Annotated in this window: 26 protein-coding genes and 2 pseudogenes; 2 read left to right on the top strand and 26 right to left on the bottom strand. The window is 35.3% G+C overall.

The window, feature by feature from the left end:
- Positions 1-11: 11 nt before the first annotated feature.
- The 3 genes from AC6CHR_RS19030 to AC6CHR_RS19020 all read right to left on the bottom strand — a co-directional run bounded on the left by AC6CHR_RS19030 (position 12) and on the right by AC6CHR_RS19020 (position 2,251).
- A complete protein-coding gene (locus tag AC6CHR_RS19030; RefSeq protein ID WP_498250592.1) occupies positions 12-1,307 on the bottom strand; it encodes an IS110 family RNA-guided transposase in 1,296 nt (431 codons plus the stop codon).
- Between the two features lie 235 nt (positions 1,308-1,542).
- Positions 1,543-1,713, bottom strand: coding sequence for a hypothetical protein (locus AC6CHR_RS19025; protein ID WP_498250591.1), 171 nt, complete (start codon positions 1,711-1,713; stop codon positions 1,543-1,545).
- Positions 1,714-1,981: 268 nt separating this feature from the next.
- Complete coding sequence (locus tag AC6CHR_RS19020) at positions 1,982-2,251, bottom strand: DUF3967 domain-containing protein (protein ID WP_498250589.1); 270 nt, start codon at positions 2,249-2,251, stop codon at positions 1,982-1,984.
- A gap of 406 nt (positions 2,252-2,657) precedes the next feature.
- Here AC6CHR_RS19020 and AC6CHR_RS19015 point away from each other — a divergent pair.
- A pseudogene (locus AC6CHR_RS19015) lies at positions 2,658-3,023 on the top strand (cation diffusion facilitator family transporter); the annotation flags it as partial.
- Positions 3,024-3,203: 180 nt separating this feature from the next.
- On the opposite strand, the gene AC6CHR_RS19010 reads toward AC6CHR_RS19015, so the two are convergent.
- The 3 genes from AC6CHR_RS19010 to AC6CHR_RS19000 all read right to left on the bottom strand — a co-directional run bounded on the left by AC6CHR_RS19010 (position 3,204) and on the right by AC6CHR_RS19000 (position 6,264).
- On the bottom strand, positions 3,204-4,313 hold the full coding sequence (locus AC6CHR_RS19010) for a GerAB/ArcD/ProY family transporter (protein WP_498250588.1): 1,110 nt from the start codon (positions 4,311-4,313) through the stop codon (positions 3,204-3,206).
- Between the two features lie 335 nt (positions 4,314-4,648).
- The gene (locus AC6CHR_RS19005; RefSeq protein ID WP_498250587.1) at positions 4,649-5,269 is read right to left on the bottom strand and encodes a YgaN family protein; all 621 of its coding nucleotides are present in this window, start codon (positions 5,267-5,269) and stop codon (positions 4,649-4,651) included.
- Positions 5,270-5,883: 614 nt separating this feature from the next.
- Positions 5,884-6,264 (bottom strand): GerW family sporulation protein, encoded by a 381-nt coding sequence (locus tag AC6CHR_RS19000; protein WP_498250586.1) that lies wholly within the window; start codon positions 6,262-6,264, stop codon positions 5,884-5,886.
- Between the two features lie 388 nt (positions 6,265-6,652).
- On the opposite strand from AC6CHR_RS19000, the gene AC6CHR_RS18995 reads away from it, so the two are divergent.
- Positions 6,653-8,038, top strand: a complete 1,386-nt coding sequence (locus AC6CHR_RS18995; RefSeq protein ID WP_498250585.1) for a Glu/Leu/Phe/Val family dehydrogenase — start codon at positions 6,653-6,655, stop codon at positions 8,036-8,038.
- An 82-nt stretch (positions 8,039-8,120) separates the two neighbouring features.
- Here AC6CHR_RS18995 and AC6CHR_RS18990 read toward each other — a convergent pair whose 3' ends face one another.
- The 20 genes and pseudogenes from AC6CHR_RS18990 to AC6CHR_RS18895 form a co-directional block, all read right to left on the bottom strand.
- Positions 8,121-8,975, bottom strand: a complete 855-nt coding sequence (locus AC6CHR_RS18990; protein WP_498250584.1) for a PHP domain-containing protein — start codon at positions 8,973-8,975, stop codon at positions 8,121-8,123.
- Positions 8,968-9,414 carry a GNAT family N-acetyltransferase gene (locus tag AC6CHR_RS18985; RefSeq protein ID WP_498250583.1) on the bottom strand — a complete coding sequence of 149 codons (447 nt, stop codon included), beginning with the start codon at positions 9,412-9,414 and terminating at the stop codon, positions 8,968-8,970. Before AC6CHR_RS18985 ends, AC6CHR_RS18990 begins: the two co-directional genes overlap by 8 nt.
- A gap of 20 nt (positions 9,415-9,434) precedes the next feature.
- Entirely contained in the window at positions 9,435-10,142 is a 708-nt protein-coding gene (phnL, locus tag AC6CHR_RS18980) for a phosphonate C-P lyase system protein PhnL (RefSeq protein WP_498250582.1), read from the bottom strand.
- Entirely contained in the window at positions 10,126-10,773 is a 648-nt protein-coding gene (locus AC6CHR_RS18975) for a DapH/DapD/GlmU-related protein (protein ID WP_498250581.1), read from the bottom strand. Before AC6CHR_RS18975 ends, phnL begins: the two co-directional genes overlap by 17 nt.
- A gap of 15 nt (positions 10,774-10,788) precedes the next feature.
- Positions 10,789-11,979: an alpha-D-ribose 1-methylphosphonate 5-triphosphate diphosphatase gene (locus tag AC6CHR_RS18970; RefSeq protein ID WP_498250580.1), complete on the bottom strand. Its 1,191-nt coding sequence runs from the start codon at positions 11,977-11,979 to the stop codon at positions 10,789-10,791.
- 97 nt (positions 11,980-12,076) lie between these two features.
- Positions 12,077-12,937 (bottom strand): ATP-binding cassette domain-containing protein, encoded by an 861-nt coding sequence (locus AC6CHR_RS18965; protein WP_498250579.1) that lies wholly within the window; start codon positions 12,935-12,937, stop codon positions 12,077-12,079.
- Positions 12,937-13,797: an alpha-D-ribose 1-methylphosphonate 5-phosphate C-P-lyase PhnJ gene (locus tag AC6CHR_RS18960; RefSeq protein WP_498250578.1), complete on the bottom strand. Its 861-nt coding sequence runs from the start codon at positions 13,795-13,797 to the stop codon at positions 12,937-12,939. Before AC6CHR_RS18960 ends, AC6CHR_RS18965 begins: the two co-directional genes overlap by 1 nt.
- A gap of 21 nt (positions 13,798-13,818) precedes the next feature.
- Complete coding sequence (locus AC6CHR_RS18955; RefSeq protein ID WP_498250577.1) at positions 13,819-14,946, bottom strand: carbon-phosphorus lyase complex subunit PhnI; 1,128 nt, start codon at positions 14,944-14,946, stop codon at positions 13,819-13,821.
- On the bottom strand, positions 14,947-15,573 hold the full coding sequence (gene phnH, locus AC6CHR_RS18950) for a phosphonate C-P lyase system protein PhnH (RefSeq protein ID WP_498250575.1): 627 nt from the start codon (positions 15,571-15,573) through the stop codon (positions 14,947-14,949). It lies immediately after the preceding gene.
- Positions 15,560-15,997 (bottom strand): phosphonate C-P lyase system protein PhnG, encoded by a 438-nt coding sequence (gene phnG / locus AC6CHR_RS18945; RefSeq protein ID WP_498250574.1) that lies wholly within the window; start codon positions 15,995-15,997, stop codon positions 15,560-15,562. Before phnG ends, phnH begins: the two co-directional genes overlap by 14 nt.
- 312 nt (positions 15,998-16,309) lie before the next feature.
- Positions 16,310-17,164, bottom strand: a complete 855-nt coding sequence (locus AC6CHR_RS18940; protein WP_498250573.1) for a PhnE/PtxC family ABC transporter permease — start codon at positions 17,162-17,164, stop codon at positions 16,310-16,312.
- Positions 17,164-17,949 carry an ABC transporter permease subunit gene (locus AC6CHR_RS18935; protein ID WP_498250571.1) on the bottom strand — a complete coding sequence of 262 codons (786 nt, stop codon included), beginning with the start codon at positions 17,947-17,949 and terminating at the stop codon, positions 17,164-17,166. Before AC6CHR_RS18935 ends, AC6CHR_RS18940 begins: the two co-directional genes overlap by 1 nt.
- Positions 17,939-18,727: a phosphonate ABC transporter ATP-binding protein gene (gene phnC, locus AC6CHR_RS18930; protein ID WP_498250570.1), complete on the bottom strand. Its 789-nt coding sequence runs from the start codon at positions 18,725-18,727 to the stop codon at positions 17,939-17,941. Before phnC ends, AC6CHR_RS18935 begins: the two co-directional genes overlap by 11 nt.
- A gap of 32 nt (positions 18,728-18,759) precedes the next feature.
- Positions 18,760-19,800, bottom strand: coding sequence for a PhnD/SsuA/transferrin family substrate-binding protein (locus AC6CHR_RS18925; protein ID WP_498250569.1), 1,041 nt, complete (start codon positions 19,798-19,800; stop codon positions 18,760-18,762).
- Between the two features lie 93 nt (positions 19,801-19,893).
- Positions 19,894-20,619, bottom strand: coding sequence for a GntR family transcriptional regulator (locus tag AC6CHR_RS18920; protein WP_498250568.1), 726 nt, complete (start codon positions 20,617-20,619; stop codon positions 19,894-19,896).
- A gap of 971 nt (positions 20,620-21,590) precedes the next feature.
- Positions 21,591-22,184, bottom strand: a complete 594-nt coding sequence (locus AC6CHR_RS18915; protein ID WP_498250566.1) for an NADPH-dependent FMN reductase — start codon at positions 22,182-22,184, stop codon at positions 21,591-21,593.
- Positions 22,185-22,289: 105 nt separating this feature from the next.
- Positions 22,290-22,817 carry a YceI family protein gene (locus tag AC6CHR_RS18910; RefSeq protein WP_498250564.1) on the bottom strand — a complete coding sequence of 176 codons (528 nt, stop codon included), beginning with the start codon at positions 22,815-22,817 and terminating at the stop codon, positions 22,290-22,292.
- Positions 22,818-23,120: 303 nt separating this feature from the next.
- On the bottom strand, positions 23,121-24,365 hold the full coding sequence (gene tyrS / locus AC6CHR_RS18905) for a tyrosine--tRNA ligase (RefSeq protein WP_498250563.1): 1,245 nt from the start codon (positions 24,363-24,365) through the stop codon (positions 23,121-23,123).
- A 285-nt stretch (positions 24,366-24,650) separates the two neighbouring features.
- Positions 24,651-25,073, bottom strand: a complete 423-nt coding sequence (locus tag AC6CHR_RS18900; RefSeq protein ID WP_498250562.1) for a MarR family winged helix-turn-helix transcriptional regulator — start codon at positions 25,071-25,073, stop codon at positions 24,651-24,653.
- Between the two features lie 809 nt (positions 25,074-25,882).
- Positions 25,883-26,545, bottom strand: a pseudogene (locus AC6CHR_RS18895) (aminoglycoside 6-adenylyltransferase); the annotation flags it as partial.
- Positions 26,546-26,630 lie beyond the last annotated feature (85 nt).

Here is a 26,630-nt window from a genome sequence, read left to right as displayed (position 1 = left end):
TTCCTTCGGAATTAAGCTGCTATTTCTATATCATTATTAGTTTTCATATGAGGGATGTCCTTTAACATTCTCTCTTCACTAAACTCAAATTTTTTCTTTCCTATGGCAAAAAATATCCGAATTAATTTATTACACAAAGCAATAAGTGACTGCATTTTCTTCAATGGATTATCTGGACGCTGCGTATAATATGTGTGTAATGCTTTAAATGCTGAATTTTTTGCGACAAGTATCATACAAACCCTAAACAAAAGTGCTCGGAGTTTTTTTCTTCCTCTCTTAGTAATGGTTGTTTTACCTTTGTGTTTACCAGAAGTATTCTCTTTTAGACTTAGCCCTGCTAGTTTAATAATTTGTCGAGGATGAGAATATTCATTGAGATCTCCCACTTCAGCGAAAAATCCTGCTACTGTGTCTCTCCCCACACCCTTTATAGCCAACATTTGATGAACACCAGGTATTTTGTCAATCAAACCATCAATTTTTGAATCTAATTCTTCGAATTTTAATTGTATTAATTCATATTTATCAATTAATGTTTTTAACTCTAACTTAGCCATATCAGCACCTTGTCGAAGTCCGATGGACTTATTAGCTGCTTGTTTTAATTCTTGAATTTTACTAAGCCCAACACTTCGTGTAACAGCTTTTCTTAAATGAATTAGTAATTCCTGATCAGAAAATTTAACTAGTTCATGAGGTAATACATATAGCTTTAAAAATTGTAACGCAGCTTTTCCATCCCACTTTTTAAAGACTGTAAGAAACTCTGGAAAATACCTATCTATCCAATTGTGAATTTGACCTTGAACAGTTTGAAGATCATCGGTTAAGAGATCACGAATTTTTTTAGCCACTCGGAGTTCTGCATAAACCCCTTGTGGAATTGTAGGTTCGGCGTATCTCCCATCCTTGACTAACTGTGCAATAACTTTAGCATCCTTCACATCATTTTTGGTAGGCGAGTTATCATCTAATTCCTTAGATTTCTTTACATGAAGTGGATTTACAGCCACGAACTTTATACCATTTTCTTTAAGATTATGTGCTAAATTAAGCCAGTAATGACCAGTTGGTTCCATACCAACAATTACTTTTTCCATTTCTTGTTCTTGCATATTTTGAAAAATCCAATTCAAGAAAGTTGAGAAACCATCTTTTGTATTTTCAAAGTAACAAGGTTTTCCAAACTCAATTCCTCTAAAATCTTGAGCTCTCGCAACGTGCTTGAACTTCGCAATATCAACACCTATAATAAGAGTTTGAGAAGTAATTTGAGCAATTTTATTGTTTTGGTTATAATTCATTTTAGAAGCCTCCTGGTTAATAAGTTTGTCCTTTTATGCCTGCAAGCGTTGGACTCTCTTATTCTATCAGGAGGTTATTTTTGTACACAAACCTCATTTTCATTCATTACAGGAATGCTGCCCCGTTAGTTCAACAAGATCCACAGAATCATGTGTATACTCTAAACAAAACTTAACATAATGCAATGCTATAGGCATACAAAAGGATTTGCAAATTGAAGAACCTTTTGTATGCTTATTTACTATCATTTATAAAACAACTTACAACTGAAATTAGTAAGCCCACAAATGAAATTGTCAGACCAAACTTTGTTCCAATTAAATAGCCAAATCCTGTTGAACTAAATGCCAATATCATTGCAATACCTAAAAGTATTATTGCAATTCCTAAAAGGACAATTTTCATATGCTACCTCCTTATCAGATGTTATAGGCACTAAAAAGAATCTTCGACTAGAAGATCTTTATAGCTGATTGTTCAATTAAAGGGACCCTTTATGGGGTTTATGCAAGTTTTATAGTTACCAAGTTAGGTAGTTACGAAAGACTAAAAATCCAAGTAATATAAAAAAACCTAAAATTATTATCGCTTCTATAGTGTGTTTTTTTCTTCTTTCTTTTGTTTCATACTCTCTTTATATTTTTGTTGTATGTTTTTTTTTTATGATCTAATTTCATTTGGAAGACACCCTATTAAAATGCCGAGTAAAGAATCCTTTTTTCTTTTCTTTTTGTGATGCAGCAATTTGTTCTTGAACTTCTAATAATAACTTTTTTGTTTCCTGAGACCCTCTTAATGACTGAACTAACTTCAGGTTACGATCGTTTTGATTGTCTTCAATTCTTTTCAATTGTTCTTGGATTTGTAAATTTTGAGTAGAATGTTGCTTTGCTTGTTTTTCAAGAGCAGTGGTAACAGCATTTGTTATTAGGGTCATAACCATGACTTGGCTCCATTTCCTCTATGCCATTATGACTGGCACCTTTTGTTTTGGTACTTCCTATCATTTTTGTGACGGACTCAAGGGTCATGACGACACACCTCCAATAACTTTTTTCGTCATGTCATCATGGCATACCTTTATTTCATTATCTTTTCTATGAAATGATCAATTTAGGTTTAAAAAACTGGGAACTAACCTTGATAATTAATACGTTAGAGATTTTTCGCTGTTGATTCAAAAAGTAAATAAGGCTCTCGTGTTATAAGCCCATTATAAAGGATCATTGTTGCTAAACCGGTCCATGTTCAATTAAAGCATCTAGTAGTTCAAAAATGAATAATTGTATTTTACATGATATACGTTCAAAAACATATGATATAACCAACAGAAAGGAGACAACCTATTTATGGGACATGACCGCCACAGGCACCAACATCACTACGGAATAAACCGTGAAGGAAGTAAAAAAGGATTAACTATAGCTTTAATTATCACTTTTGTATTATTAGAATTTATAGGAGGGCTTATTACTAATAGCCTTGCGTTATTATCCGATGCTGGACATATGCTAAGTGATTCTAGTTCATTGGTATTAAGTCTCGTTGCTTTCTGGTTTGCTGCTAGACCATCATCCCCAAATAAAACGAATGGATTTTATCATTTTGAAATTTTAGCAGCCCTTTTTAACGGTATGACTCTTTTTCTTATGGCTGGATGGATTGTTTACGAAGCATACGAAAGGATTGTTGAACCATTCATTGTTCATCTTGGCTATAGCATTGTTCAAGCCTGAAAGGATGTCACCTTTAACATTTCCAAACCATGATTTTTTATAGGTAATTTATTCCTAACTAATACCTCCTTTCTAATAGTATGTTCTACTAGAACAATTCCCATTATTGACTTATAAATAACGGCATAGGTATGGTTAAATACTGATAAAAAGGGGTCTTCAGACAGAAGAGTTTTCGGGATTTAACTTTTTACGGATAAACGCGATACATAACAATAGTATCGGTACGATAATTTGTAATGGGATATGTAAATAGATCGTAATAAATTCCTTACCAATTTCTAAGGCATTAACAAAATTACTTCCATATAAGAGTGATAAAGGAGTAATAATGGTTCCTAATCCAAGGTATACAGAACGAACTTGTTTTAACTTAAATACTTGAGCAATACCAACAGCAGCACCAAATGCCCAACCACCTACCTTAAAAAACACACCTGCTACAATCAGTAAGATAACCAATACATCAAATCGTTCAAGAAAACCGGCAATAGAAACTAGTCTTACTGATGCATGAAGTGGGAAGTATTGTTTCATGTGAATTTCCGGACCTAAAACAGAAATGTTCATGATTGTATTAAATGTTAACAAAATACCCCCAATCAAGATTACAGCAATCCCTACCTTTCTAACATTTTGTTTTTTGTTTAGAAAAGGGAAAAACATTGTTATGATAACCGACTCTCCAAATGGAAAAGTAATTGTATACGGAAAAACTTCTTTTAATACCGGTTTTACACCATTACCTAATATAGGAGTAAGATTATCAAGACTGAAATTTTCAACACTTAATAACAGAATCCAAATGACAATAAGTGCAATCATATAAACTGGAAAGACAACTTCCCCCATACGACCAAATGTCTCAACACCACCCTGTAGACAATAAACCATTAATACCATAAAGCTTCCAATTACGATAACAATAGGAGTTTCAACTAAGATCGTTGAGACAATCAATTCCCCAAAATCTCGGCTAGCAGTTGAGGCAAGATAAATAAAATAAAGGATATAAATCAAAATTACTGGGTATGCAAGATACTTTCCAATAATTTTAGGGATCATCTGGATTAAAGTATCACCAGGATAATACGCAGATAATTTCGTATAAACGAACATTAACACCAGACCAAATAACATTCCTGTTCCAATCGTTATCCAAGCATCCTGCTTCGCCCCTGAACCTAACCCAAATATCATTGCATTTCCTATTTCAAAACCAATAATCACATAAAAAAGTTGGAGTGCACTTATTTTTCCCTGTTTCATATAGTCTCCTAGAATGAAAAAGCTTTCGCTTATTCCAAATCAAAACGAAATTTTATTTTTTTTATTATTACCAAATGCAAATACATTATGCTAGTTGACATAATCGCAATTATAGGTACTGAAAAAGGATCTTCTAGTGAAGAGCCTTTTTTTCTGCTTGTTAAATAAAGTATCGCACCCGTTAGCCATCCATATAGTAGAAATATCACACCCTATAATTGAATAACTTAAGAAATAGATCCCGCTCTAAAAAATTCCACCATGCTATTTACAACTATTAACATCCCTTTTAATTTTGTATTATTTGTTTCTATAAGAGGATATAAAAACAGAAGTTATCTCATTACATTATTGGTCCATAAAATTCTGTATAAAAGGACAATCTCAGCTTCTTCAATACCCACGGGTAGTTCACCATTTTCACTTCCAACAGAACTCAGTTCGTTTTTAGTAGTGCCTACCCATGCCACCAAATAAACAGGTTTACTTTTCTCTAAAGTAACCTCTTCGCCTATTAGCTTACTGAAAGATGAAGATGTCATGTGAATTGAATAATTCGTTGTAGCAAGCCCAGAAGGTATACCAGTTATCAGTTTTAAAGAATGATTTTCGTCATTAATATTACTTATTCCAAAAGAAACGATGCTATCTTCAAACTTTGTTTTCGATTCATCCGAAGTAGTTAGCAACGCTTCATTAAGTTTCCCGTTTTCATACACCTCCACGGCAAATTGTAAATAATCATTTTCCTCCAAATTGCCTTCCAACTTAAAAAATTCAATTTGCTCTACCCCTGTTTTACTTATGAGCAATCTTTCTTTTTCACTCATATTATATGGCTCAATGGTTATTTTCGAATTTGATAACGGTTTTTCGTTTTCGTTTTCTACACCTACGCACCCAGTTAACAACAAAGTAAAAATTATAAACAAACAACATCCTATAAAGTTTCGCATTTTTACTCTCCCAATTAATCAATGATTCCCTAATTATTTCTAATTTCCCAAATTAAATTTTGATTATTGTGCTAAAGCACCCGTTAGCCATCCATGTAGCAGAAATAACACCACAGAAAATGAAAATTTGTCGAACTGCCATACTTATTCTTAATCAGTCAATCCAATCCATAGTTCCATTAATTTCCGATCACTCTATTTTTTTAAACGAAAGGGATGGGTCTTCTTTGATGTTGTCATTTTTCGGAGTTATAGACGTTTATTTTCATAGTAGTTTAAGAACAATCCTTCACAAACTCTATGTTTATTTTAGCATAGAAATCACAATTGCCTTTTAGGTTGTACCAGAATGAACATAGTAATAACAAACCTTTGTACATCCTACTTCTCACAACGGCATAGTTATTGTCATTATGGTGTGATTTGCTATGCGATTTCATCTATTAAAAACCATTTACCCTTTACATATAGAAAATAATAAGAGACCAAATCTCTATGCAATTTGGTCTGCTAATTGGTCTCTTATTTCTTAGGTTTCTCCACAATAACGGAACTACCTACAAGGATAGTAAGTCAAGTCCTCTTCATTTTTCTACAATCATTGTTGCAATAGGCTATTTTTTAAATATTTTCACCAGACCAAACGTAAAAATAAAGAGTAGAACAAAGATCAGCTTTGGCTCAAACAGCGGATTAAAGCTTGTTTTTTGGGGAGTTATTTCATATACACCCATTGGCTTAACTGAAAAGTATCCCCCGCCACCTTCTCCTTGATTGGGATTGCTCCTTTCCCCCGAAAAACCTCCACCTCCTCCAACATAGTAATTAACCTTTGCTACTGGAATGACACGTTTATCTGCGTGTTCAATTGGTTCACCAAACACTAAATTCACATCAGTTTGTTTTGTAAACTTTTCAAATATTGTTTTGATAGGTGAGTCATAGCTAAAAGACTTGTCCATTTTATCTGGCCTTGATTTTTGCTCGTTTTCCACTGATCATTCCTCCCTTTACGTCTCCCACTTTATTTGCTGCTCTCACAAGTTCCTGTTATTTTGCTGAGGATTTCTTTACTCTCTGTAACATATTCTCTAGTTTGATTGTTATTCATCTAATAAATAGTTAGCTAATTCCAATCTAATTTACTAACCATTCATAATATTATAATAATAGACTGAATAGTGTTATGATATGACTGAAATGGGTAAACACCTATTACAGTTTAAAATCGATTGACAGGATTCTTTTTAAATGAAAGCTATTATCGCAAAGATTGTTGAGTTTCGAACAAAGAATGACTATACGTTTCACAAAGTCGATTTTTACCGTTTGAAATCAACATACGTTTAGAAAGTATCCTAAAAGAAATAGGAGGTTATTGAAATGGCAAGCCAAACAGGAGCGATCGTCCAATATTCATTGGATGCATTACTAGAGGACCCATTCTTTTTACCGAATTTGCATGACCGCGCAAGAAAGCAAGCCTTTACATCTTTAGCAGCAATCCTTTCTACACCTAATCATGTACATAAATCGTATTTACGAATCCCATTGGATTCAGGAGATATTGTTCGCATTCCCGCTTTTCGGGTACAACATAATGATACTCTTGGACCTTACAAAGGTGGAATTCGGTTTCACGAATCTGTAAACGAGGATGAAGTCGTTAACCTTGCCGCTTTAATGACATTGAAAAACGCACTTCATGAAGTTCCTTTTGGTGGAGGAAAAGGGGGAGTTGCTATTAATCCACGGAATTTCACGGAGGAAGAGCTTCATTTAATTTGTGAAAAATATGTTCGATACTTTAGTGATATTCTAGGTCCTGACAAAGATATTCCTGCACCTGATGTTGGTACAGGTGACCGTGAAATGGACTGGATGATGGCAGAATATAAGAGTATTCGTCCGGGGAAGCCTTACCAAGGAAGTTTCACAGGTAAGAGTGTGATAAATGGTGGTTCGTTAGGAAGAAGAGAAGCTACTGGTAAAGGGGTTTATTTTACCTTTCGATACATGTTATATGATTTTCTAAAGGAACAGAAAACATGGTTGACTGGTCATATTAATAAAAACATATTTGCAAAAACAGCGTTATCAGTTGCTGACCGTCCACTTAAAATCGCTGTCCAAGGTTTTGGGAATGTTGGTTCTATTGCTGCACTTGAGGCCTACCAATGTACATATTTACAAAATAAAGTGGTAGCAGTAAGTGACCGAAATATTACCTTATATAACTCAGATGGCTTAGATATTCCTGCCTTGATTGAATACATAGGTAAAAGTGGTGGAGACTTACCTACAATCGAAGAACAATTATCTCAAAATAATATAAAGGCCGTTATCCTTAATCGTGATGAGGTTCTCCAACTAGATGTTGATGTATTAATCCTTGCTGCATTAGAGGAGCAAATTCATCGGGATAATATGGAACAAATTAAAGCACGTATTATTGTTGAAGGCGCAAATGCACCAGTAACAGGAGAGGCTGATAAATATCTGAGTAACAAAGGTGTAATCATAGTCCCTGATATCCTTGCAAATGCAGGTGGAGTTATTGTCTCTTATTTTGAATGGCTGCAAGGTAGAGAAACACAATTTTATAGTGAAGAAGAAGTATTTACCCTTCTCTATAACAAAATGAAATCAACGATGAATATCATTCTCCCTCAGTTTTTCGGTGACCCCTTTTCGTTGCGTGAAAACTGTTATATTCATGCGGTTATGAAGTTATGCACGATTTTGTATCGTCAAGGGAAATTGTATTAAACATTTATAGAGCAACATCTAAAGGGAGAAATATTCTTCCTTTAGATGTTGCTCTTTCCGCTACTTTATTGAGTCATCTTCCTTAAGCAAATGTTTCCTCTTTCCTTTTTATCAGTTTTTGAAATTCAGCTAAATCCGTTGTATACGAACCGATCGTTGATTGGGTATCACTATAAAACCCATGAAAATCAGATCCACCAGTTTGGATTAATTGGTATTTCACGGCTAGTTCTTTTGCTTTTTGTTTATCCTTTTCCTGATGTAATGGATGGTTTACTTCAATTCCTGCTAAGCCAATTTCTTCCCATTCCTTGACTCCTTCAAAATTATCAAACTGTCCTGGATGAGCTAAAACTGGAACACCTCCTGCTTCACGAATAGCCTTAATCGCATCTTGTACAGGGATGTATTCGATTGGCATAAATGCAATACCAGGTTTTGTCGTTTCATTTCCTCTTGAGAATAAATCTTTATATAGGGTACTATAAACGCTATCTGTATATCCTTTATCTATAAGTGCATGCATAATATGCTGTTTATAAACAACTGATCCTCCTTTCGCATATTTTTGGACATGCTCCCAAGTGATGTTGTAACCCGCTTTGATGATTTTTTTAACCATTTGTTCTGAAGTTAAATGGCGCTTTTCTACCAATGGCTGACAAAGTATTTGTAGGGCCGGATGCTCTGGAATCACATACAAACCTAAAATATGAGCCCTCCGATCACGTTTATGATCATATGCTGATATTTCAATCCCTGGGATCACGTTCACCCCAACAGCTTTCCCTAGTTCACATGCGGTGTGTAAGCCTACTGTTGTATCATGATCGGTTATTGCAAGATGTTCCACACCATTATTTTTTGCAGTCAAAATGACCTCTTCGATTGAAAGTGAGCAATCAGATACGTTTGTATGACAGTGAAGATCAATCATTTACATTCAACTCCGTTCGAAAACTTATTCCATGTCGTATAAAACCTAATGAATCATAAAATGCATGTGCTCCCGTTCTACTTTCATTACTCGATAGCATAAGTTTATAACAACCTTCTTCTGCAGCAATCGTTCTTACTAACTCCATCATCATTTTTCCGATCCCGAGTTTTTTATGTGCAGAATGAACAACTACGTTTTCTACAATCGCGAATTTCGCTCCACCATGGCCAAAATTATCACATATAAGTAAAGAACATGTCCCGATTATTTCACCATCTTCATTTATGAATAGATACACTTTATAGAATGGATAACTTTTGATTTTATTTAATAGCTCCTTCCCCATTTTTAACGATAAAACCTGTTCCTGATCTAACTCTGTTAATAATTCTATGTAAGACGATAAATCACTTTGCTGTAGTTCACGAAATTCCATTGACCACACACCCTTTATCGTTAAATTCGAGCAACATCAGAGAGTGAACCTTGAGACAAATTATATTGTTGATCGACAACAGTCTCCATAAATTCAAGATCATGAAAAATACCAATCATACTTGTTCCACCATTTTTTAATTGGAGAATCATATCTTTAACGGCCATCTTCGATGTGTCATCTAGTGATGCTGTAGGCTCATCTAATAATAAGAGCTTCGGTCGCTTTACCATCGCTTGTGCCAAGTTTAATCGGAGCTTTTCCCCACCGCTAAATGTTCGCGGGTATGAATCCCATAATTGAATTGGAAGTTTAAAATGAGCTAATATTTCTTTTGCTTGTTCTCTTGCAACTTCCTCAGCTTCGCCCATTTCAATAATTGCATTCATAACAACTTCGCGTGCCGTTACTCGTGGCATAACATTTAAAAATTGAGAAACATAGCCGACTTCATTTTTTCGAATCGCTAACATTTCTCTGTCTGTTGCTTTTACAAGATCAATAAGTCCATATTGTTCGGATTGATAGTGGATTGAACCATCTGAAGGTGTATATGTACGATAAATACTTTTTAAGATTGTCGACTTTCCTGCACCACTTTTTCCGGTTATTCCAACAAACTCTCCTTCATTTAAAGAAAAGTTGATTCCATTACATCCGACGATTTGCTTTTCAGATGATTGATGCATAATAAATGTCTTTTTTAGATCTTCAACTTTCAATAACATGCTGAGCTTCCTCCTTTGCTAAACCTTCCTTTTCAAGGAAAGTGGCTACATCATTTAATTCTTCAATCCTTACTTCAAGTGTTTGGCGATCCCAATTCCACCACTCTATTTCTAAAAGTCTTTTAGCCGTTTCAGAAGAGAATCGTTGTTTAATAGGTTTAGCCGGCACACCTACAACAATTGTGTATGGATCGACATCCTTTGTCACAACTGCCCCTGCACCAATAACGGCACCCGTTCCAATTGATATCCCTGGCATAATAATGACACCATGACCAATCCATACGTCATGACCAATCATCACTTTATGATCACGCCGCCAATCAAAAAACTCATCATCGTCAGTCGTACTTAAGCGATATTGAGCTTTTCGATAGGTCATATGATGCTGTGTCACTCTCCACATCGGATGGTTAACAGGATGAATACGAACATGGGAAGCAATTGAACAAAACTTGCCTATTTCGGCATATATGATTTGATTATTGCCAGCTGTGTAGCTATAATCTCCCAAAATGGTTTCCTCAATCGTTGAATTAGGTCCAATCTCAGTCCAACTGCCAAGCGTACTTTTCGTAATAGTTGATGTTTCATGAATCGTCGGTTGTTCCGATAAGTTTTTTTCACTCAACTTTAAAAGTCCCCTTTATTGAAGTATTTTGGCAGCAATTGGTTGTTGGTAATTCATTTGACAAACGGTTTGTCCATTTACCATGACTGTTTCTAAAATAGGTCGGCGTTCATCCTCACTTATTAAAAGCAAATCAGCTTTTTTCCCAACTTCGAGTGAACCTACCTCGTCATTTATTTTTAAAGCCTGTGCTGGATTCAAAGACACCATGTTACACGCCATATTCATTGGTAAACCTTCTTCGTACAATTTAAAAGCAGCATGTAATAATGAAGAAGGATAGTAATCTGAGCATAAAATATCAACTAACCCCTCATTAATAGCTTCCATTGCAGACACATTATTGCTATGGGACTTTCCGAGAAGCGCATTCGGTGCGCCCATAACAACATACAAGCCCATTTCTTTTGCTTGTCTTGCTACCTCAAGTTCAATCGGAAATTCACTAATCGTTGCTTTCCACTCTTTAACAAGTGCTAGCTTATCAACTGTGTCGTCATCATGTGAAGCAATTGGCACATGAGAGTCATTTGCTAGATTAGCTAGTTCTTGAATGATCATTGGGTCAAGCTTTTGTTGTAATCTACTTTCAGCTATTAATAGATTCGCTTCCTCTTCAGAAAGGTGACGATGTTGCATTAATAATCTTTTATGCACTTCAATATCTCGGAATTGTCCTTGACCAGGTGAATGATCCATAAATGAAAGTTGATCAATTTTCCCTTCTTGAATAAGCTCTTTAACTCTTGATACTGCGCTTATGTTCGTAATTTCATAACGCAAATGGGTTTTATGGCGAATAAGGTGTCTTCCATATGAAAATCTTTTTATATCCTCAACCACATTAAAAACCGTTTGATTTTGCCTTGTCTTTTTCTTTGCATTTTCCTCTAAAAGAGATAAAGAATGATAAATTGTTGTTATTCCTTCTCCTACCAGCTTTTTTTCAAGTTCAAAAAAAGAGATTCCCATTGGGAAATTGCTTGATGGCCGTGGTTCCAGTTCCATTTCAATCGCATCACTATGGGAATCTATTAAGCCAGGCAAAACCCATTTTCCCTCGGCGTTTATATCTTCTTCATGAATAGTATCGGGACTTCTATCGATGATATTGACAATTCGGTCCTGTTCAATCTCAATCGTTCCATTTTTTATGACTTGATAAGGAGTAACAATTTTCGCTTGATAAATTTTCACTTTTTCCACCCTTTCTTCTCTTTTAGTTAGTGTTCAAAAAAGCGGACTAAAAAGCCGAAGTTCAAAGTCTTTTTCCCCTTACGTTTTGAACCGTTTAAAAAGTCTTTTATAGAAGTGAATGTACTAATAATTGAGAGTATGGGTGCTGTGGATCTTCTAGAACCTGATCGGTTAAACCATGTTCGACAACTCTGCCATTTTTCATAACCATCGTTCGATCTGCTAACATACGAATGACTCCTAAATCATGTGAGACAACGATCATCGCGACATTTAGCTCACGTTGAATTTTACGGATTAGATCTAATACTTTTGCTTGAACGGATAAATCTAAGCCAGTTGTCACTTCATCAAGAAGCAAAATCGGTGGGTTATTTGCTAATGCTTTCGAAATTTGTACGCGCTGTTGCATGCCACCACTAAAGTTTTTTGGTAATTCATCCATTCTGTTCGTTGGGATTTCAACATGTTCTAGTAGCTCAGAAGCACGTTTTCTTATATCTCCTACATGTAAGGTGCCAGAAGCAATTAACTTTTCTGCAATATTTCCGCCGCTAGAAAAAGACATCTTTAACCCTAACCATGGATTTTGATAAACCATTCCCATTAAGTAGTTACGTATATAGCGCTTTTGCTGAGCAGAGACAGAAAAAATGTCTGCTTCACCTTGATTATATTTAGAGATAGTTGCAGTCCCAGAAGTAATTCCCTCATCAAAATATAAGCTTTTAACTAATGAACTTTTCCCCGAACCGCTTTCTCCGACAATTCCTAGTATTTCGCCTTCATATAAGTCAAAATGGATGTCTTTACATGCCCAAACACTTCCACAAGATGAACAATGATTATCTTGACCCTCCATTACTTCTGAACTGTTGCACTTTATACAACCTTTTCCGTAACGAACGTTTAAATCTCTCACTTGTAATAGAGGTTTTTCGGGTGAAATGTCGAATTGATTTTTCATTATGACTTTAGCCCCCTTTCCTTTTGCTTTGAATCACAATATCCTGTATCTGAACATTTATAAACTTTCTCCCCAGTTTCACTACTGTAGATTTCATCTAAGTATGTTTCCTTACTTCCACATACATAGCACTCCAAGTTTACAAAGGTCTCTACTTCGAATGGGTGATCATCAAATTCTAATGGCTCAACATCCGTATATGGAGGTATGGCATAAATCTTCTTCTCTCTTCCCGCTCCAAATAGAAATAACCCTTCTGCCTGATGTAGCTTTAGCAAATCGTAACGAGGAATTGGACTTGGATTGAAAATATAACGTTTGTTTACAAGACTAGGATAGTCTGCACCAATTGTAATCTTCCTCCACCGAACAATATCTTCATATAATCTTAGCCACATACTGCTATAATCCATTTCACCATGTAGTCGTTTCGTATCCTTCTCTCTAGCTTCTACACGTCTTAATGGCTCCGGCATTGGTACCTGAAGAACTAAGATTTGATCTTCACGTAACGGCACTTCAGGTATACGGTGTCTTGATTGAATTAAAGTTGCTTCTTCAGAAGAATTTGTTGGTACTACGTTTGTACAATTTTCTACTAGTCGTTTAATACTAACAGCATTCACACTGTCATCATGACCTTGGTCAATAACCTTAACACAATCACCCTCGCCAATTAATGACAAGGTAAGTTGTAAACCACCTGTTCCCCACCCTCTACCTATTGGCAATTCTCTTGAAGCAAACGGAACTTGATAGCCAGGTATAGCTATTGCCTTTAACGTAGTACGACGAATTTCCCTTTTTGATCCTTCATCTAAAAATGCATAATTATATGTCTGTGCGAGCTGTTGTTCCATGAGTATTGACTCCCTTCTCTTTTAAGAGTGACTAAATGTTGCTTCTTGTTGTGTATTTTTGTTTGATACAGGTGCGGACTTTTTAGCCTGACGAATTCGATCAAGCATCGATTGAAATGTAATATAATGAGGTAATTTCAAATGTGAAACAAACCCGTTTGATTCAACACTATCAATATGCATGAGAACGAATTCTTCATCCTGTGTAGGAGATGAACCTGGCGTTGCTAAACTCCGCTCTAATATAGCCATTGAAATTGCCTTTACCTCATTTTGGCCAAACGTCAATCCGTAACCTAGCATGAACTCAACATCACCTAGGTCATTCTGTGTGAAGGAGTTAATCGTCTCGACTTCCGTTAGCATCACCTCACCAATGTAAAGGTCATCCTCCTCATCACCAAACGGATAATCGATGTGTAACTCACTATAACCAACTCGTAATTCTCCAATTGTAGGATGCACAACCCCATATCCCCGCATGCTCGAATAGGCCATTGCAGTCATTGCACCTGTCTCACCTCTTGCTAACGATTGAAGTCTCGCTGAACGTGGTGCTGGGAATGTGAGCATTTCACGTGTAATATCAAACGGCTCTGTCTCTATCGATTCACGATTAGCTAATAATCCTTGCTCTCTTAATAAGTCAGCTACCTTTTGTATAGATTGAACAGTTTTAGTACCAGCTTTTTCTTTTGGTGAATTTATTGATTCTAAAAAGGATTCAACGGTAGCGCATGTTTCATTTCTTAAGTCGAAATTTAACAATCTATGTGTATAGTCATATGTAGGACCTAGCAGTTGTCCTCCAGGAATATCTTTAAAAGAAGAGGAAATTCTCCTGATTACACGCATATCACCTGGTTCAACTGTTTGAGAATAATAGTTCCGCGGTAACGTAGAACGATAAGCCCTCAACAAAAAGGCAGCCTCTGCAGGATCTCCTTCAGTTTGTTTCAACGCTAATGCTGCATACTCAGGTGCATACAGACCTCCTTCTCCCATCACTTTATCTATTAAAAGTCTCATTTGACTTTCAATTTGCTCTGTACTTACAACTTCTTTGGCGTCTTTTAAACGATAATGTTTTACTAGCTCGCTTGCATGTTCGATTGCCTTTTGTCCACCAGTAACCGCAACATATCCCATTTATACACACTCACTTTCGATTATCGTTGTCCTTGGAAGTGCCACAACACTACCTGATTTGCTTACTAAGATCATATCTACTCCTAACGGAAACTCGGCGTTCACTATTTTCCTATCGATTAGCCATTGTGGCGATAAACCGTTAAGATAAAGTGTCCTACTAGTTTGAATACCAGGTCCCTTAAGTTCTAGTTTTTGCTCATATTCTGGAGTAACTGATAAAGAATCAATCACCAATATAATAGTCGTACTTAAATGAGGATCCTCTAACGTTCCAAATTGCACTTCTCCCATCACTTTCTGAATGTCTTCATTCGAGAGATGTTTTTCAATAAAGAGATACTGTGCGTCGTTACCTTGACTTGATTTACTATACGTTCTTCTACTTATATGCGATTCTGCAGTTTGAGCATTATCTGCTATCACATGAAACGTAACCTCTCGATCTACTAAAGTGTAAGCTAGCGCTACTAATGATTGAGAGATTCCTGGGATTTCCTCGATTCCTAATAGGCTATCCTTTATACAGTTAATTTTCCCAGGCCTTGCCATACAATCTAATAATTTCCGATAAATATCTTGTGTATCATGAACAAAATCAAATGTTTTACACTCAACTTTTAGCATTGTAATCCTCCATTGTGTCAAAATTCACTCTAGAGCTAGACACCATTGCTAATTCTTTTTCATGTCTACTCATGATTTTCTGCTCCTCTTCTTCAAGTAAAGGAATCCAAGTATGTATTGTTGATAATTTAGCATTGAAAGCCGCGTCTATGATCGCGATTTGGAGAGCACGCGTTGGTTCTTCGCCCATAATGACTCCGATTCCGTACATGCCGTCAACTTCAACAACACATTCTGTTACTAAAACCTCTCCCATATAAAATGGTTGTTTTGAAACAGTATCACGGGTTTTCATCATTACAAGGCCTGTTGTCGGAGAACGTTCAATATGAATTGAATTTGTTTCCTCTACCTCTTTTGCAAGCTGACTAATAAGTTCACAACTTCCTTCAACAAGAATTTTTGATAACCTAGATTTTTTCATTTGTTAACCCTCCAATCAAATTGTTGTTATACTCAATCTAACTTGTTACCAAGTTGCAATGGTTAAGGGCATGTAAAAGAATTATTAATTTATGTAAAGAGGTATCAAAAGCGCAAGCGCCTGTTCAGCCTTGGGCAAATAAGGGACTAATGAATAGAAGGTGTTTTTTAAGTCGAGGGACTAGGCATCCGATTTTTCCGAAGTCGGACTGCTGGAGCTGGATGTCGAAGCGCTTATCCACAGTACAAGAATTTTATAATTTCCTAAATAATAAAATAAGCGCCGAATAGTTCGGCGCTTTGTTGATTTTAATTATCGAGTATTGAGATGTACCTTGATTCTTGTTGCTACTATTTCCAATAAAATAGCAAAAAATAAAACGAAATAAGTGATGGTTCCAACTTCTCTGAGATCAAGGTAAAAACCACTGGCCATGAACATATCAAAACCAATTCCTCCTGCACCAGCTGCAGCACCCATGGCTACAGCTACCCCAAAGTTGATTTCAAAGCGTAAAAACGTCCATGATACCAGATAGTTTATTGTAGAGGGAATAACTGCTTGAAAGATAATTTGCCACCATCCTGCCCCACTTCCACGTAGGGCCTCAATTACGCCTTGATCTAACTCCTCAAATGACTCAGAATAGGCTTTTATTAAATAACCAACAGAGTGAAAAGTCATCCCAATAATCGCTGCTACACTACCTAAACCGGCAGCCACAGCAAAAATTAACACCCATAGTACAGTAGGTACCGCCCGAATAAATGCTACCGCACCCTTAATTATATTTGAGAAAGTCCTTGATGAAGATAGATTTTGCGCTGCAAATAATCCTAGGAAAAGCGCAATAATTGCACCAAACAAGGTTGTTAATACAGCAAGTCCAAGTGTAATCGTCACCTGATACAATGCATCACTAAATGTAAAATGGCTAAAGTGGGCCTCTGTTAGCATCACTTTAAAGTTTTGAACGGTTGCTAGTAATCCACCAAATAAACTTATATCCTTGTAATCAAAACTCATAAAACCATAAATCGTTAAAATGACTAACATACCTAGCGTTAATCGTATGACTAATCTTGCTTTGTTCAACGGTTTAATTTTAATTGGTTTAAAAATGTCAGAACTTTCACTCACAATATTTGTTGGATCCTCTATACTCATTATAAAATCACCCTTCTTACATAGTTTGATATATATTCTATGAGTAAGATAGAAACGACAATGGTAACGACAACAAGACTCGCTGAATTATAATTGAGACTTTTATAATAAAGATCAAAAGAAAAACCAATCCCTGTTCCTGTTAAAATCCCTACTAATGTGGCACTTCGAATGTTCGTTTCAATCATAAATAATATCCAACTAATCATTTGCGGAGTACTAGATGGGATAACCGAATGGATAATAACGGTAAAGAAGCCTGCTCCTGTTGCTTGTAATCCTTCAACAGCAGCAGCTCCTACTTCATCAATCGTTTCCATAAACGCTCTCGTCAAAAAACCAAATGAGACAAAAAACAAGGCAAAGTAACCTGTCAAAGAGCTTTGTCCAAAAGAAAAAAGTAAAATCATTGCCCAAGCTGCAACATCAATGTTTCGAAATAGAGTAGCTATTCCCCTGCTTACTATCGCAAAGAAGTTGTTTACCTTTGTTGTTTTCGATCCAGCGATTGCAAAAAAGATGGCAAAAACAGCTGCCACTGTTGCCGAAGCAATTGAGATCAATAACGTTTCTACTAATTTACTTAGAATCGATGAAAGATTTTCTAAGGATTCCGCGTTTGGATAAAAATTAGCAAATCCCCATTGAATGGCTTTTGGGAAAGACAAAAATCCTTCATAGATATTAAATTGAGTGATCATCATTGCTCCATATGTTATCGCTAAGAGCAGGATGATTACACTAGCAGATTGAAGTCTTTTCTTAAAGAAAAAATTAGATTGCATTACGACCACCAACATCCATGATCAATTCGCCTACTTCTGAACCATAGATAGCATGTATTTGATTTGTAGTGAGATGATCTGGTGGACCGTCATACACAACTGCCCCTTTACTAACACCGATAATTCTGCCTGAATATCTCATGGCAACATCAACTTGATGGAGATTAACGATAACTGTAATACCCATTGAAGTTGAAATATTTCGTAAATGATCCATTATCACTTTTGAAGAATTTGGATCAAGAGAAGCAATCGGTTCATCACATAAAAGTAGTTTAGGCTTTTGGATCAATGCTCTCGCAATTCCAACTCGTTGCTTTTGACCACCACTTAGTTGATCACATCTTTTGTACATTTGCTCTTCTAACCCTAACAAGTGAAGAATGTGAATGGCTTCTCGTTTCTCTTCCTCATTATACAAACCTAATATGCCTGTTAGTACTGACTTATGGCCAAGCCTTCCATGCAATACATTTTCAATCACACTTAGACGACTTACAAGATTATAGTGTTGAAAAATCATCCCAATTTTCGTTCTAGCTTTTCTTATATTTCTTTTGTTTAAGGTTAACAGATTCACATTATCAAAGTTTATTTCCCCATCAGTTGCTTCTACCATCCGATTAATACAACGAAGGAGCGTTGATTTCCCGGCGCCAGACGGGCCGATAATAGAAACAAATTCTCCCTCTTTGATAGAGAAACTAACATCTGACAACGCCTTTGTTTCTTGTCCGTATTGCTTTGATACTTGTTTTAAACTAAGTAACGTCATCATTGTCAACTCCCTTTTCCAAGAATCATTACACTCTATTTAGAAAGCTCACGAATTGGATTGAACCAAGAATCTTCTACCTCTACAAATCTTTCATCCGCTTTTTTCGTAAACAAACCTGTATTTTCAGAATCCTCAGGAACGAAAATTTTCTCATTATTTGTTATGTCATCTGATGTAAATACTTCTTTAATTGAATTAAAGTCTTCTTCACTTAATGTTTCTTTATTTGCTACGAACGGTGCATTTAATACTGGAGTAACGGAGATGAGCACAAATTCTTCATCAACTACTGTATTAAAAGGTTCAGCAGCATCCTTCTTCACTTTATAAACTGAACCTGGTTTATTTTCTTCACCAGTTGCAACCTCGACATAATTATTTACACACGTATCACAAAATGCAGCAATATCTGCTTTTTCACTAAGGAGATTTACTGCTGAACCTTGATGTGACCCTCCATAAAGAACTTCGCTAAAGAACTTTCCACCTTCTAATAAATCTTCTTCTTTTAAATCCTTATATTGATCCATCTCACTAAAGTGTGAAATAATTCCTGCTGATGGAACCTTGAATCCAGACGTTGAACTGTTTGAAACAAATGAAAACTTCGTATCAACAAGGTTATCTATTGAGAAATCTGCACCATCCTTATACTTCTCTTCGTTTCCTTTTTTCACTGCTAACCAACTATGATACATTGCATCGTCTAAAGTTCCAGATTCACCACTTGGAACGACTATAGGTTGTACTTGATCATTCTTAACATTTGCTTCAATATATCCTTGAGCACCCATAAATGCTATATCTGCATTTCCATTTGCAATCGACTCGATTGCGATAATATAATCTGTTGTTGTTTTATGCTCTACTTTTTTACCAGTAGCGGCTTCAATTTCTTTTGCTATTTCATCACGTGCATCCTTTAAATCTGCACCAGATTCATTTGGATACCATGCGATTGTTAACGTATCATCACTTTCTTTTCCACTTGCAGATGATTCAGTTGAACTATTGCAAGCTGTCATAATCGTTGCCATAGACATTACAAATAGTAATAGTAAAAGTTTTTTCATTGTTTTTCCCCTCTCAAATTTAAAACGTATTTTTATAGAACGTAATCATAAATCTCATATATGTACTTGTTATCTCCTATTAGACAACACCTCCTAAAATTCCACTAAGCATTTATGCATGTCACTTCTTACTCTTGCTACACTGTACTCAATAGGTGCGCCACTTGGATGATGCATAATGCTAGCAATTTGCACAATTGGTATATTTTCAGGAATTTGCAGTAAATCAGCATCCTTTAATAACGGCAAACTCGCTTCGAAAATTGATTTGGAACGGATTGGTCTAAAATGATAGTGCTTCTGCAGGAGGCTATATAATGAGTGAAAGCCTTCAAAATATGACTCTAGGTGAGGTACTTCTATCTCTGGAATAACTGTCGTTGTAATTGAAATCGGCCTGTCATCTACAAATCTTAAAATCTCTAAACGATAGACATGGCCATTTTCCTCTATCTGCAAATTGGTATACTCTTCTTCAGTTGGCATACACTTTTCCCAGTTAACAAGCTTACTTGTGTGCGTAATTCCTTGGTCTTCCATGTTATCTGAAAATCGTGTTTGCGATGAAAGGACATATTGGATTGGTTTGGGTAATTTATTTATATAGCTACCTTTTCCTTGTAGCGGTGTGACCCAACCAAGATTTGTGATTCTAGCAATAGCTTGTCTAACAACATGACGGTTTACAGTAAATTTTCGACAAAGTTCATTTTCTGATGGTATCTTCTCATTTTCTTTGTAACGACCATTTCGAATATTTTCAATGAGAAATTCTGCAATCTTCAAATGCTGAACTGAATCTTCCCGAACATTTATCATTCTCCATCATCCTTTCTTCCCGAACTCTCACTTATCAATCTAACTTATCAACAAGTACCTTGGGTTAAGATAATGTAAAAGTGTTTTTAAGTTTTGTAAATGTTGTAAATGGAAACATTTCAATTATGAAGAAGGTATCTTTTGTTTTTCACAAAAAATGTAAAATTTGTCAATTAATGAGTAGATAAAAGGAAAGGAGTTGTAAGGAAAATGAAAAAGATAGGTTGGATTTGTGTTTATATTGGCCATTAAGATTGGAAGGATTTTTGCATGACCAAATGAGATATCATACCAAGTAAACCCGTTAAAGAGATGTTTTCGTTCAAATTTGTGAACTGAGAATAAAAAGAAGGAAGGGAGGGTTTGATTATGCATTAACTGGTTTTACAAAGGACGGAGAAGAAACAGAGGTACCATTTTATGCAGGTAGGACGTTCGAAAGGATATATGTTTGAAAGTAGCTACAAAAGGAAGCTATGTTGAAACATGGGAGAAGTACAACATGTCCTCGAAAATCAGTTTTTTACAAGCAAATACAATGAGTTTGTCCTCTACCTACAGATGTTTCTTTCATTACATTCTATATAGTTCTCTTTTTAAAATCTAAATCACTAGGTAGATTAAAATTCTCGAATAATTTTGGGTTTTTGGTTTATTATAGTAAACTATATTAGGTTATTAGTAATATTTAACAATAAACCCACTATACATATTGCAGGCTTTTTTCAAAAGTATTAAGAGTTTTCATACGCTCCACACCAATCAAATACATGTACGAGGAGGAAAAAGAATGAATCAAGAAAGTTCTCGAGATAAGTTACGGGTTATCTCGTTTGATCTAACATTTTGTTCATTCAGCTTTTTTCTTACACCGGTTATTTAAAATACACTATTACCTTCATACTCATTCAAAAAAAGAAAACATGTGCCTAGGCACATGTTTTCTTTATTAATACTTTATACTTTACTACCTATCTGATTGTAAATAATGCCTTAGACCAAGGAATGACTTGATCTAACATTTGATTAACTGAATCCTCTTGCACAGCATGTGGTTTGAAGTCTGTACCGTTTTCAAAGTCAGTGAATAATGATAATGCTGGGTGAACACGAACGTCTGCAACTAACAATTCACCTAAAATACCACGTAAATGTTCAGCTGCACGAGCACCGCCTACTGAACCATAAGATACGATACCAGCTGCTTTGTTGTTCCACTCTACACGTAAATAGTCTAATGCATTTTTAAGTGATCCTGTAATAGAGTGGTTGTATTCTTGGACAATAAATACAAATCCGTCTTGAGCTGCGATAGCTTCAGACCATGCAGCTGCGCCTGAAGCATCTGCGCCTGCTTCACCTAGTAATGGTAATTTGTAATCCGCGATATCGATAATTGTATAGTTTGCATCACCGCGTTTATCTGCTATTTCTTTTACCCATGAACCAACTTGTGGACTTACGCGTCCTTCACGTGTAGAACCCAAAATAATACCAATGTTTAATTTCGTCATTGTTTCTTCCTCCTCTTGTTTTGCTCCAAATAATTTATTTAAAAATCCCATTTGATGATTTCACTTCCCTTACAAGTAATCTTTTTCTATCGTCAATGTACTACGTACTGTATCAATTTATTCGCGTTTAAGCTAAAACTAATCAAGCTAGGTTCATTAAGCTGCTGGATTTACTTCTAATTCAACTTTGATTTTGATATCTTTACCTACTAGTACGCCACCTGTTTCAAGTGCTGCGTTCCATGTAAGACCAAATTCTTCACGATTGATTTTTGCTTCTGCTTCGAAACCGTAAACCTCTACACCCCAAGGATTTGTACCTTTCCCACCAAATTCAACATCAAATGTTACTGGTTTTGTTACACCCTTGATTGTTAAATCTCCAGTTACTTTGTAGTCATCACCATCTTTTACAATACTAGTAGATTTAAAATCAATTGATTGATTATTTTCTACATCAAAGAAGTCAGCTGATTTTAAGTGATTATCGCGATCTTCGCTACGTGTGTTAATGCTCGCTACGTCAAATTTAAATTCAATTGAAGCTGTTGCTAAATTTGTTAAATCTGCTGCTTCAACGTCTGCTGTATACGTATCAAATTGACCTTTTACTTTTGATACCATCATATGTTTTACTTCAAATCCTACTGATGAGTGTGATTGGTCTACTGTCCATTTTGTCATTTTAAAATTCCTCCACTATATTTTATTTAAATCTCGAATTCGAGATATATACGTAAAAAAATGATTAATGCGTCTATTTCTGATATTTACCTTGAAATCAATTATCTTTCCTTCGAGATAAATTTAACATATATCACCTTTGATTGTCAACACTATCCTTTTAATTATCTATTTCATATACACATGTAGTTAATATAAATACAACTATAAGAAGTTATCAAAAGAGCCAAACCAAAATATATCAATGGTTTGGCTCTTGTTCGTATTTGATTATCCATAAAGGTAGTTAACCTTATAGCCACATTACAATTCGATCTTAACAAACTTCCGTTTCCCAACTTGTACAACTAATCCATCTGAAACAGAAACTCGTAATGCTGTATCATCTATTTTTTCTCCATTTATTTTTACCCCTCTATTCTCAATCATGCGACGAGCTTCCCCTTTGGAATTGAACAAATCTAAATCAACTAGAAAATCTATTACTGGTGTTTCTATATTCCCTTTCCATTTAACCACTGGCATCTCATTAGGAATTAATCCTTGTTGAAAGATAGAGATAAATTGCTTTTCTGCTTTTTCTGCTGCTTCTATTCCATGGTACATTCTTACTATCGTTTTCCCTAAAAGCATTTTTGCATCTCTAGGGTGTAGTACACCTGACTCCAAATCATTTTTTATCGTATTAATTTGATCAAGAGTAAAATCTGTTACCAATTCAAAATATTTATTCATTAATTCATCTGGGATAGACATTGCTTTCCCGTACATTTCTTGTGGGTTTTCATCAATACCAATGTAGTTTTTCTTAGACTTAGACATCTTTTCTACACCATCGAGCCCCTCCAATAGAGGCATAAGTATTGCTACTTGTTTTTCTTTACCAAACTTATCTTGAAAATGTCTTCCCATTAAAATATTAAAATGCTGGTCAGTTCCCCCTAATTCAATATCACAATTTAACACAACAGAATCATATCCTTGCATTAAAGGGTAGAAAAACTCATGAAGTGAAATAGGCTTTCCAAAGGCAATTCTTTCTTCAAAATCGTCCCTTTCCATTAATCTTGCCACTGTTATTTTACCTGCTAATTGAATAACATCTTCAAAATTCAACTTTGATAACCACTTTGAGTTGTAATGTAGTTCAACTTTATCCAGATCAACCACTTTTCCAAACTGTTCAAAGTATGTTTTAGCATTGTATTTAACTTCTTCCTCTGTTAATGCTTTTCTAGCAACTGACTTTCCTGTTGGGTCTCCAATCTTTCCAGTAAAATCCCCAATCAGTAATTGGATAATATGACCGTTTTCTTGAAACTGTCTCATTTTCTTAAGAACAACTGTATGACCAAGGTGTACGTCTGGGGCTGAAGGGTCTAATCCTAATTTAATTTTAAGCGGCCGGTTTTCCAGTACAGATTTTGCAACTTTAGCTTCTAATTCTTCCACTGGAATAATATCTTGTACGCCTTGAGTGTATATATTCATTTGTCTCTTTACTTCAGTTACCTGTTCTGCTGTTAATTGTTTCATTCCCTCACTCATTTTTTCATTCCTCCAAAAATACAATATAAAAAAACATATCCCTAACATAAAAGGGACATGATTTTGCACGCGGTACCACCCTTGTTGGGGATTTAAAATCTCCCACTTTATCAAATAACGGTTCACAAGTCTCTGTTAGTAACTATTTATTAACAAAGAGAGCCTCAGGAATGTAATTTGTGTCATATCTATGTGTCGAATAACACCACCCAGCGACTCTCTGGGAAGTGGGATAACTACTACTGGATTTCCTATCATTGCTCTTTTCCGATCCAAGTGTATGAATCAAAAACCACATTCTCTAATTACTTTCCTTAACAACTTTGACATACTCTTTTGCTCGTCTACAGTCAAACTAGAAACAATCTCCACTTCACCTGTATGGAATCGAGGATATAACTCTTCCATTATTTGCTTACCCTTATCCGTTATCATAACGTAAGTAATTCTCCTGTCTCTGTTATCCACTTTCCGAAAACAAAGTTCTTTTCGTTCCAAGGTATTCGTAATATTACTTACTGTCGCTTTTGTTACCCCAGCTGACTCTGCTAATTTTTTTGTTTCAATCGGATTACCTATCCATAAATCATAAAGTATTGAAAATGAAGTCCAAGATAGACCATACTCAGATAAAACATCTCGTTCCATTTTATTTCTTAAGCCCTGTGCAATTCGATAGATGTTTGTTACAACAGCAATTGCATCCAAATTTAGCGAGTTAAGTGGTAATTTAGTTAATAGGTTGATTGTATCTTTCTCTTCAGGAAGTAAATTCCCATCTTCATTAAATGTATGAATAGTAACTACCTCCTTTTAATTTTCATAATCGTTAGCTATGAAACGATATTAACAAAAAAAATAATTAGATGCAACAAAGAATCTAATGGTAAAAATTTAGATGTTTCATTTCAACCTGTCATGCTAACATAATAACCTCAACTCAATGCATCTATTACTTTAAGTGGAATAGTTCAAATACCTACATATTCTTCATCTTTAAGTCTGTTACTAGGTAACTATTATATTTTGAAGGTTCTTTTTCATACCCTTCCCGAAGAATAGTTGACCAGTCTGTAAAATTAATCATTGTGTCAGAAACATTTGTCGTCTGATCAACGCCCCCTACAAAGATTAACTTTACTCATACCTTTTTTAGCTATAAAGAGGGCAAAAATCTTTTCTGCCCTCTTCCGTATCATAAGTTTGCAAGGTATCTACATACTAACCAGCAGTTCATGTATGTTCACACATATAGAACTTATAAATTCTCCCCATTGTTTGCAATGATATCTTTATGTAAATTCCAAATTCACCCAATTAGTATGGTCATTCTAACAAAAAATAAGAAGTTTTTATAAGATAATAAATGCTCGTTGGGGCAGTAATCCGTTTTATTAATTACGGGTCTCTCCACTTTTTTAAAACGAATGAGATGGGTCTTCTTTGATATTGTCATTTTCGGGGTTATTGAAGTTTATTTTCATGGTAGTTTACTAATAAGTTTGTTTTTCATAAAGTTACTTTTCACTTAGTTTAGTGTAAATATTTTGAACGAAATTCGTCATTTTCTCATCGTACTCAGGGTATTTATAGCCCAATAAGGATGAAACTTCTTTGGTATAGGCTCTAAACATTTCACAACATAACTCAAAGGATTCCCAAGACTTTTTATAACCAGATTGCGAGAAGGTTTTCATTAGTTTTTCTAACTCATCTTCAGGAAGATACTTACCAATAAATTTATAGTTCTTCCCTACACTAAAATTAAATCCATCTCTTATACCGATTTCCCATGACATCATTCGTAAAAGTTCGGGACGAAGAATTTGATTGAAATGGTCCAATGCATAGAAAAGCTCTTTTCTAAATAAGCCTTTTGCAACATAAGTTGCTACACTCCAAAATTCATTACAGCAATCATCAAACTCACGCTCAAATGGTTTTTTAATCCAATACTTCTTGTCACTTGCAACAATTTTTTCATTTAATCGATTGTCTTTGTCAATCAATACTTCCACTAAACCATCTGAATCAAAAAAATAAGAGTCTATTTCATTTAGAGGAATCAATGTCAAATCAATCTTTATGCCATCATGAAAATACATGATATAGCTGAACCAATTTCCTAACTCTGGTGGAAAGAGCTCCATATCTTCTGGTCTTTGCATAAGGCTCTTTTCTAAAAGTTTGTTGCTCTAGTACGAATAAAAATCGGCTTTTGGATTTTTATTATCTAAATTGAAGCGATCTCCAGTGGGATATCAG

This window comes from Metabacillus sp. GQ13, from assembly GCF_059758525.1.
The sequence above is the reverse complement of the archived record's forward strand: the minus strand, read 5'-3'. Positions and strand labels throughout refer to the sequence as shown.

What these genes read in the sequence shown, in the direction of transcription:
- AC6CHR_RS19030 (WP_498250592.1), bottom strand. Translation starts at nt 1,307, where the DNA reads ATGAATTATAACCAAAACAATAAAATTGCTCAAATTACTTCTCAAACT.
- AC6CHR_RS19025 (WP_498250591.1), bottom strand. Translation starts at nt 1,713, where the DNA reads ATGAAAATTGTCCTTTTAGGAATTGCAATAATACTTTTAGGTATTGCA.
- AC6CHR_RS19020 (WP_498250589.1), bottom strand. Translation starts at nt 2,251, where the DNA reads ATGGTTATGACCCTAATAACAAATGCTGTTACCACTGCTCTTGAAAAA.
- AC6CHR_RS19010 (WP_498250588.1), bottom strand. Translation starts at nt 4,313, where the DNA reads ATGAAACAGGGAAAAATAAGTGCACTCCAACTTTTTTATGTGATTATT.
- AC6CHR_RS19005 (WP_498250587.1), bottom strand. Translation starts at nt 5,269, where the DNA reads ATGCGAAACTTTATAGGATGTTGTTTGTTTATAATTTTTACTTTGTTG.
- AC6CHR_RS18995 (WP_498250585.1), top strand. Translation starts at nt 6,653, where the DNA reads ATGGCAAGCCAAACAGGAGCGATCGTCCAATATTCATTGGATGCATTA.
- AC6CHR_RS18990 (WP_498250584.1), bottom strand. Translation starts at nt 8,975, where the DNA reads ATGATTGATCTTCACTGTCATACAAACGTATCTGATTGCTCACTTTCA.
- AC6CHR_RS18985 (WP_498250583.1), bottom strand. Translation starts at nt 9,414, where the DNA reads ATGGAATTTCGTGAACTACAGCAAAGTGATTTATCGTCTTACATAGAA.
- phnL (WP_498250582.1), bottom strand. Translation starts at nt 10,142, where the DNA reads ATGTTATTGAAAGTTGAAGATCTAAAAAAGACATTTATTATGCATCAA.
- AC6CHR_RS18965 (WP_498250579.1), bottom strand. Translation starts at nt 12,937, where the DNA reads ATGAAAAATCAATTCGACATTTCACCCGAAAAACCTCTATTACAAGTG.
- AC6CHR_RS18960 (WP_498250578.1), bottom strand. Translation starts at nt 13,797, where the DNA reads ATGGAACAACAGCTCGCACAGACATATAATTATGCATTTTTAGATGAA.
- AC6CHR_RS18955 (WP_498250577.1), bottom strand. Translation starts at nt 14,946, where the DNA reads ATGGGATATGTTGCGGTTACTGGTGGACAAAAGGCAATCGAACATGCA.
- phnH (WP_498250575.1), bottom strand. Translation starts at nt 15,573, where the DNA reads ATGCTAAAAGTTGAGTGTAAAACATTTGATTTTGTTCATGATACACAA.
- phnG (WP_498250574.1), bottom strand. Translation starts at nt 15,997, where the DNA reads ATGAAAAAATCTAGGTTATCAAAAATTCTTGTTGAAGGAAGTTGTGAA.
- AC6CHR_RS18940 (WP_498250573.1), bottom strand. Translation starts at nt 17,164, where the DNA reads ATGAGTATAGAGGATCCAACAAATATTGTGAGTGAAAGTTCTGACATT.
- AC6CHR_RS18935 (WP_498250571.1), bottom strand. Translation starts at nt 17,949, where the DNA reads ATGCAATCTAATTTTTTCTTTAAGAAAAGACTTCAATCTGCTAGTGTA.
- phnC (WP_498250570.1), bottom strand. Translation starts at nt 18,727, where the DNA reads ATGATGACGTTACTTAGTTTAAAACAAGTATCAAAGCAATACGGACAA.
- AC6CHR_RS18925 (WP_498250569.1), bottom strand. Translation starts at nt 19,800, where the DNA reads ATGAAAAAACTTTTACTATTACTATTTGTAATGTCTATGGCAACGATT.
- AC6CHR_RS18920 (WP_498250568.1), bottom strand. Translation starts at nt 20,619, where the DNA reads ATGATAAATGTTCGGGAAGATTCAGTTCAGCATTTGAAGATTGCAGAA.
- AC6CHR_RS18915 (WP_498250566.1), bottom strand. Translation starts at nt 22,184, where the DNA reads ATGGGATTTTTAAATAAATTATTTGGAGCAAAACAAGAGGAGGAAGAA.
- AC6CHR_RS18910 (WP_498250564.1), bottom strand. Translation starts at nt 22,817, where the DNA reads ATGACAAAATGGACAGTAGACCAATCACACTCATCAGTAGGATTTGAA.
- tyrS (WP_498250563.1), bottom strand. Translation starts at nt 24,365, where the DNA reads ATGAGTGAGGGAATGAAACAATTAACAGCAGAACAGGTAACTGAAGTA.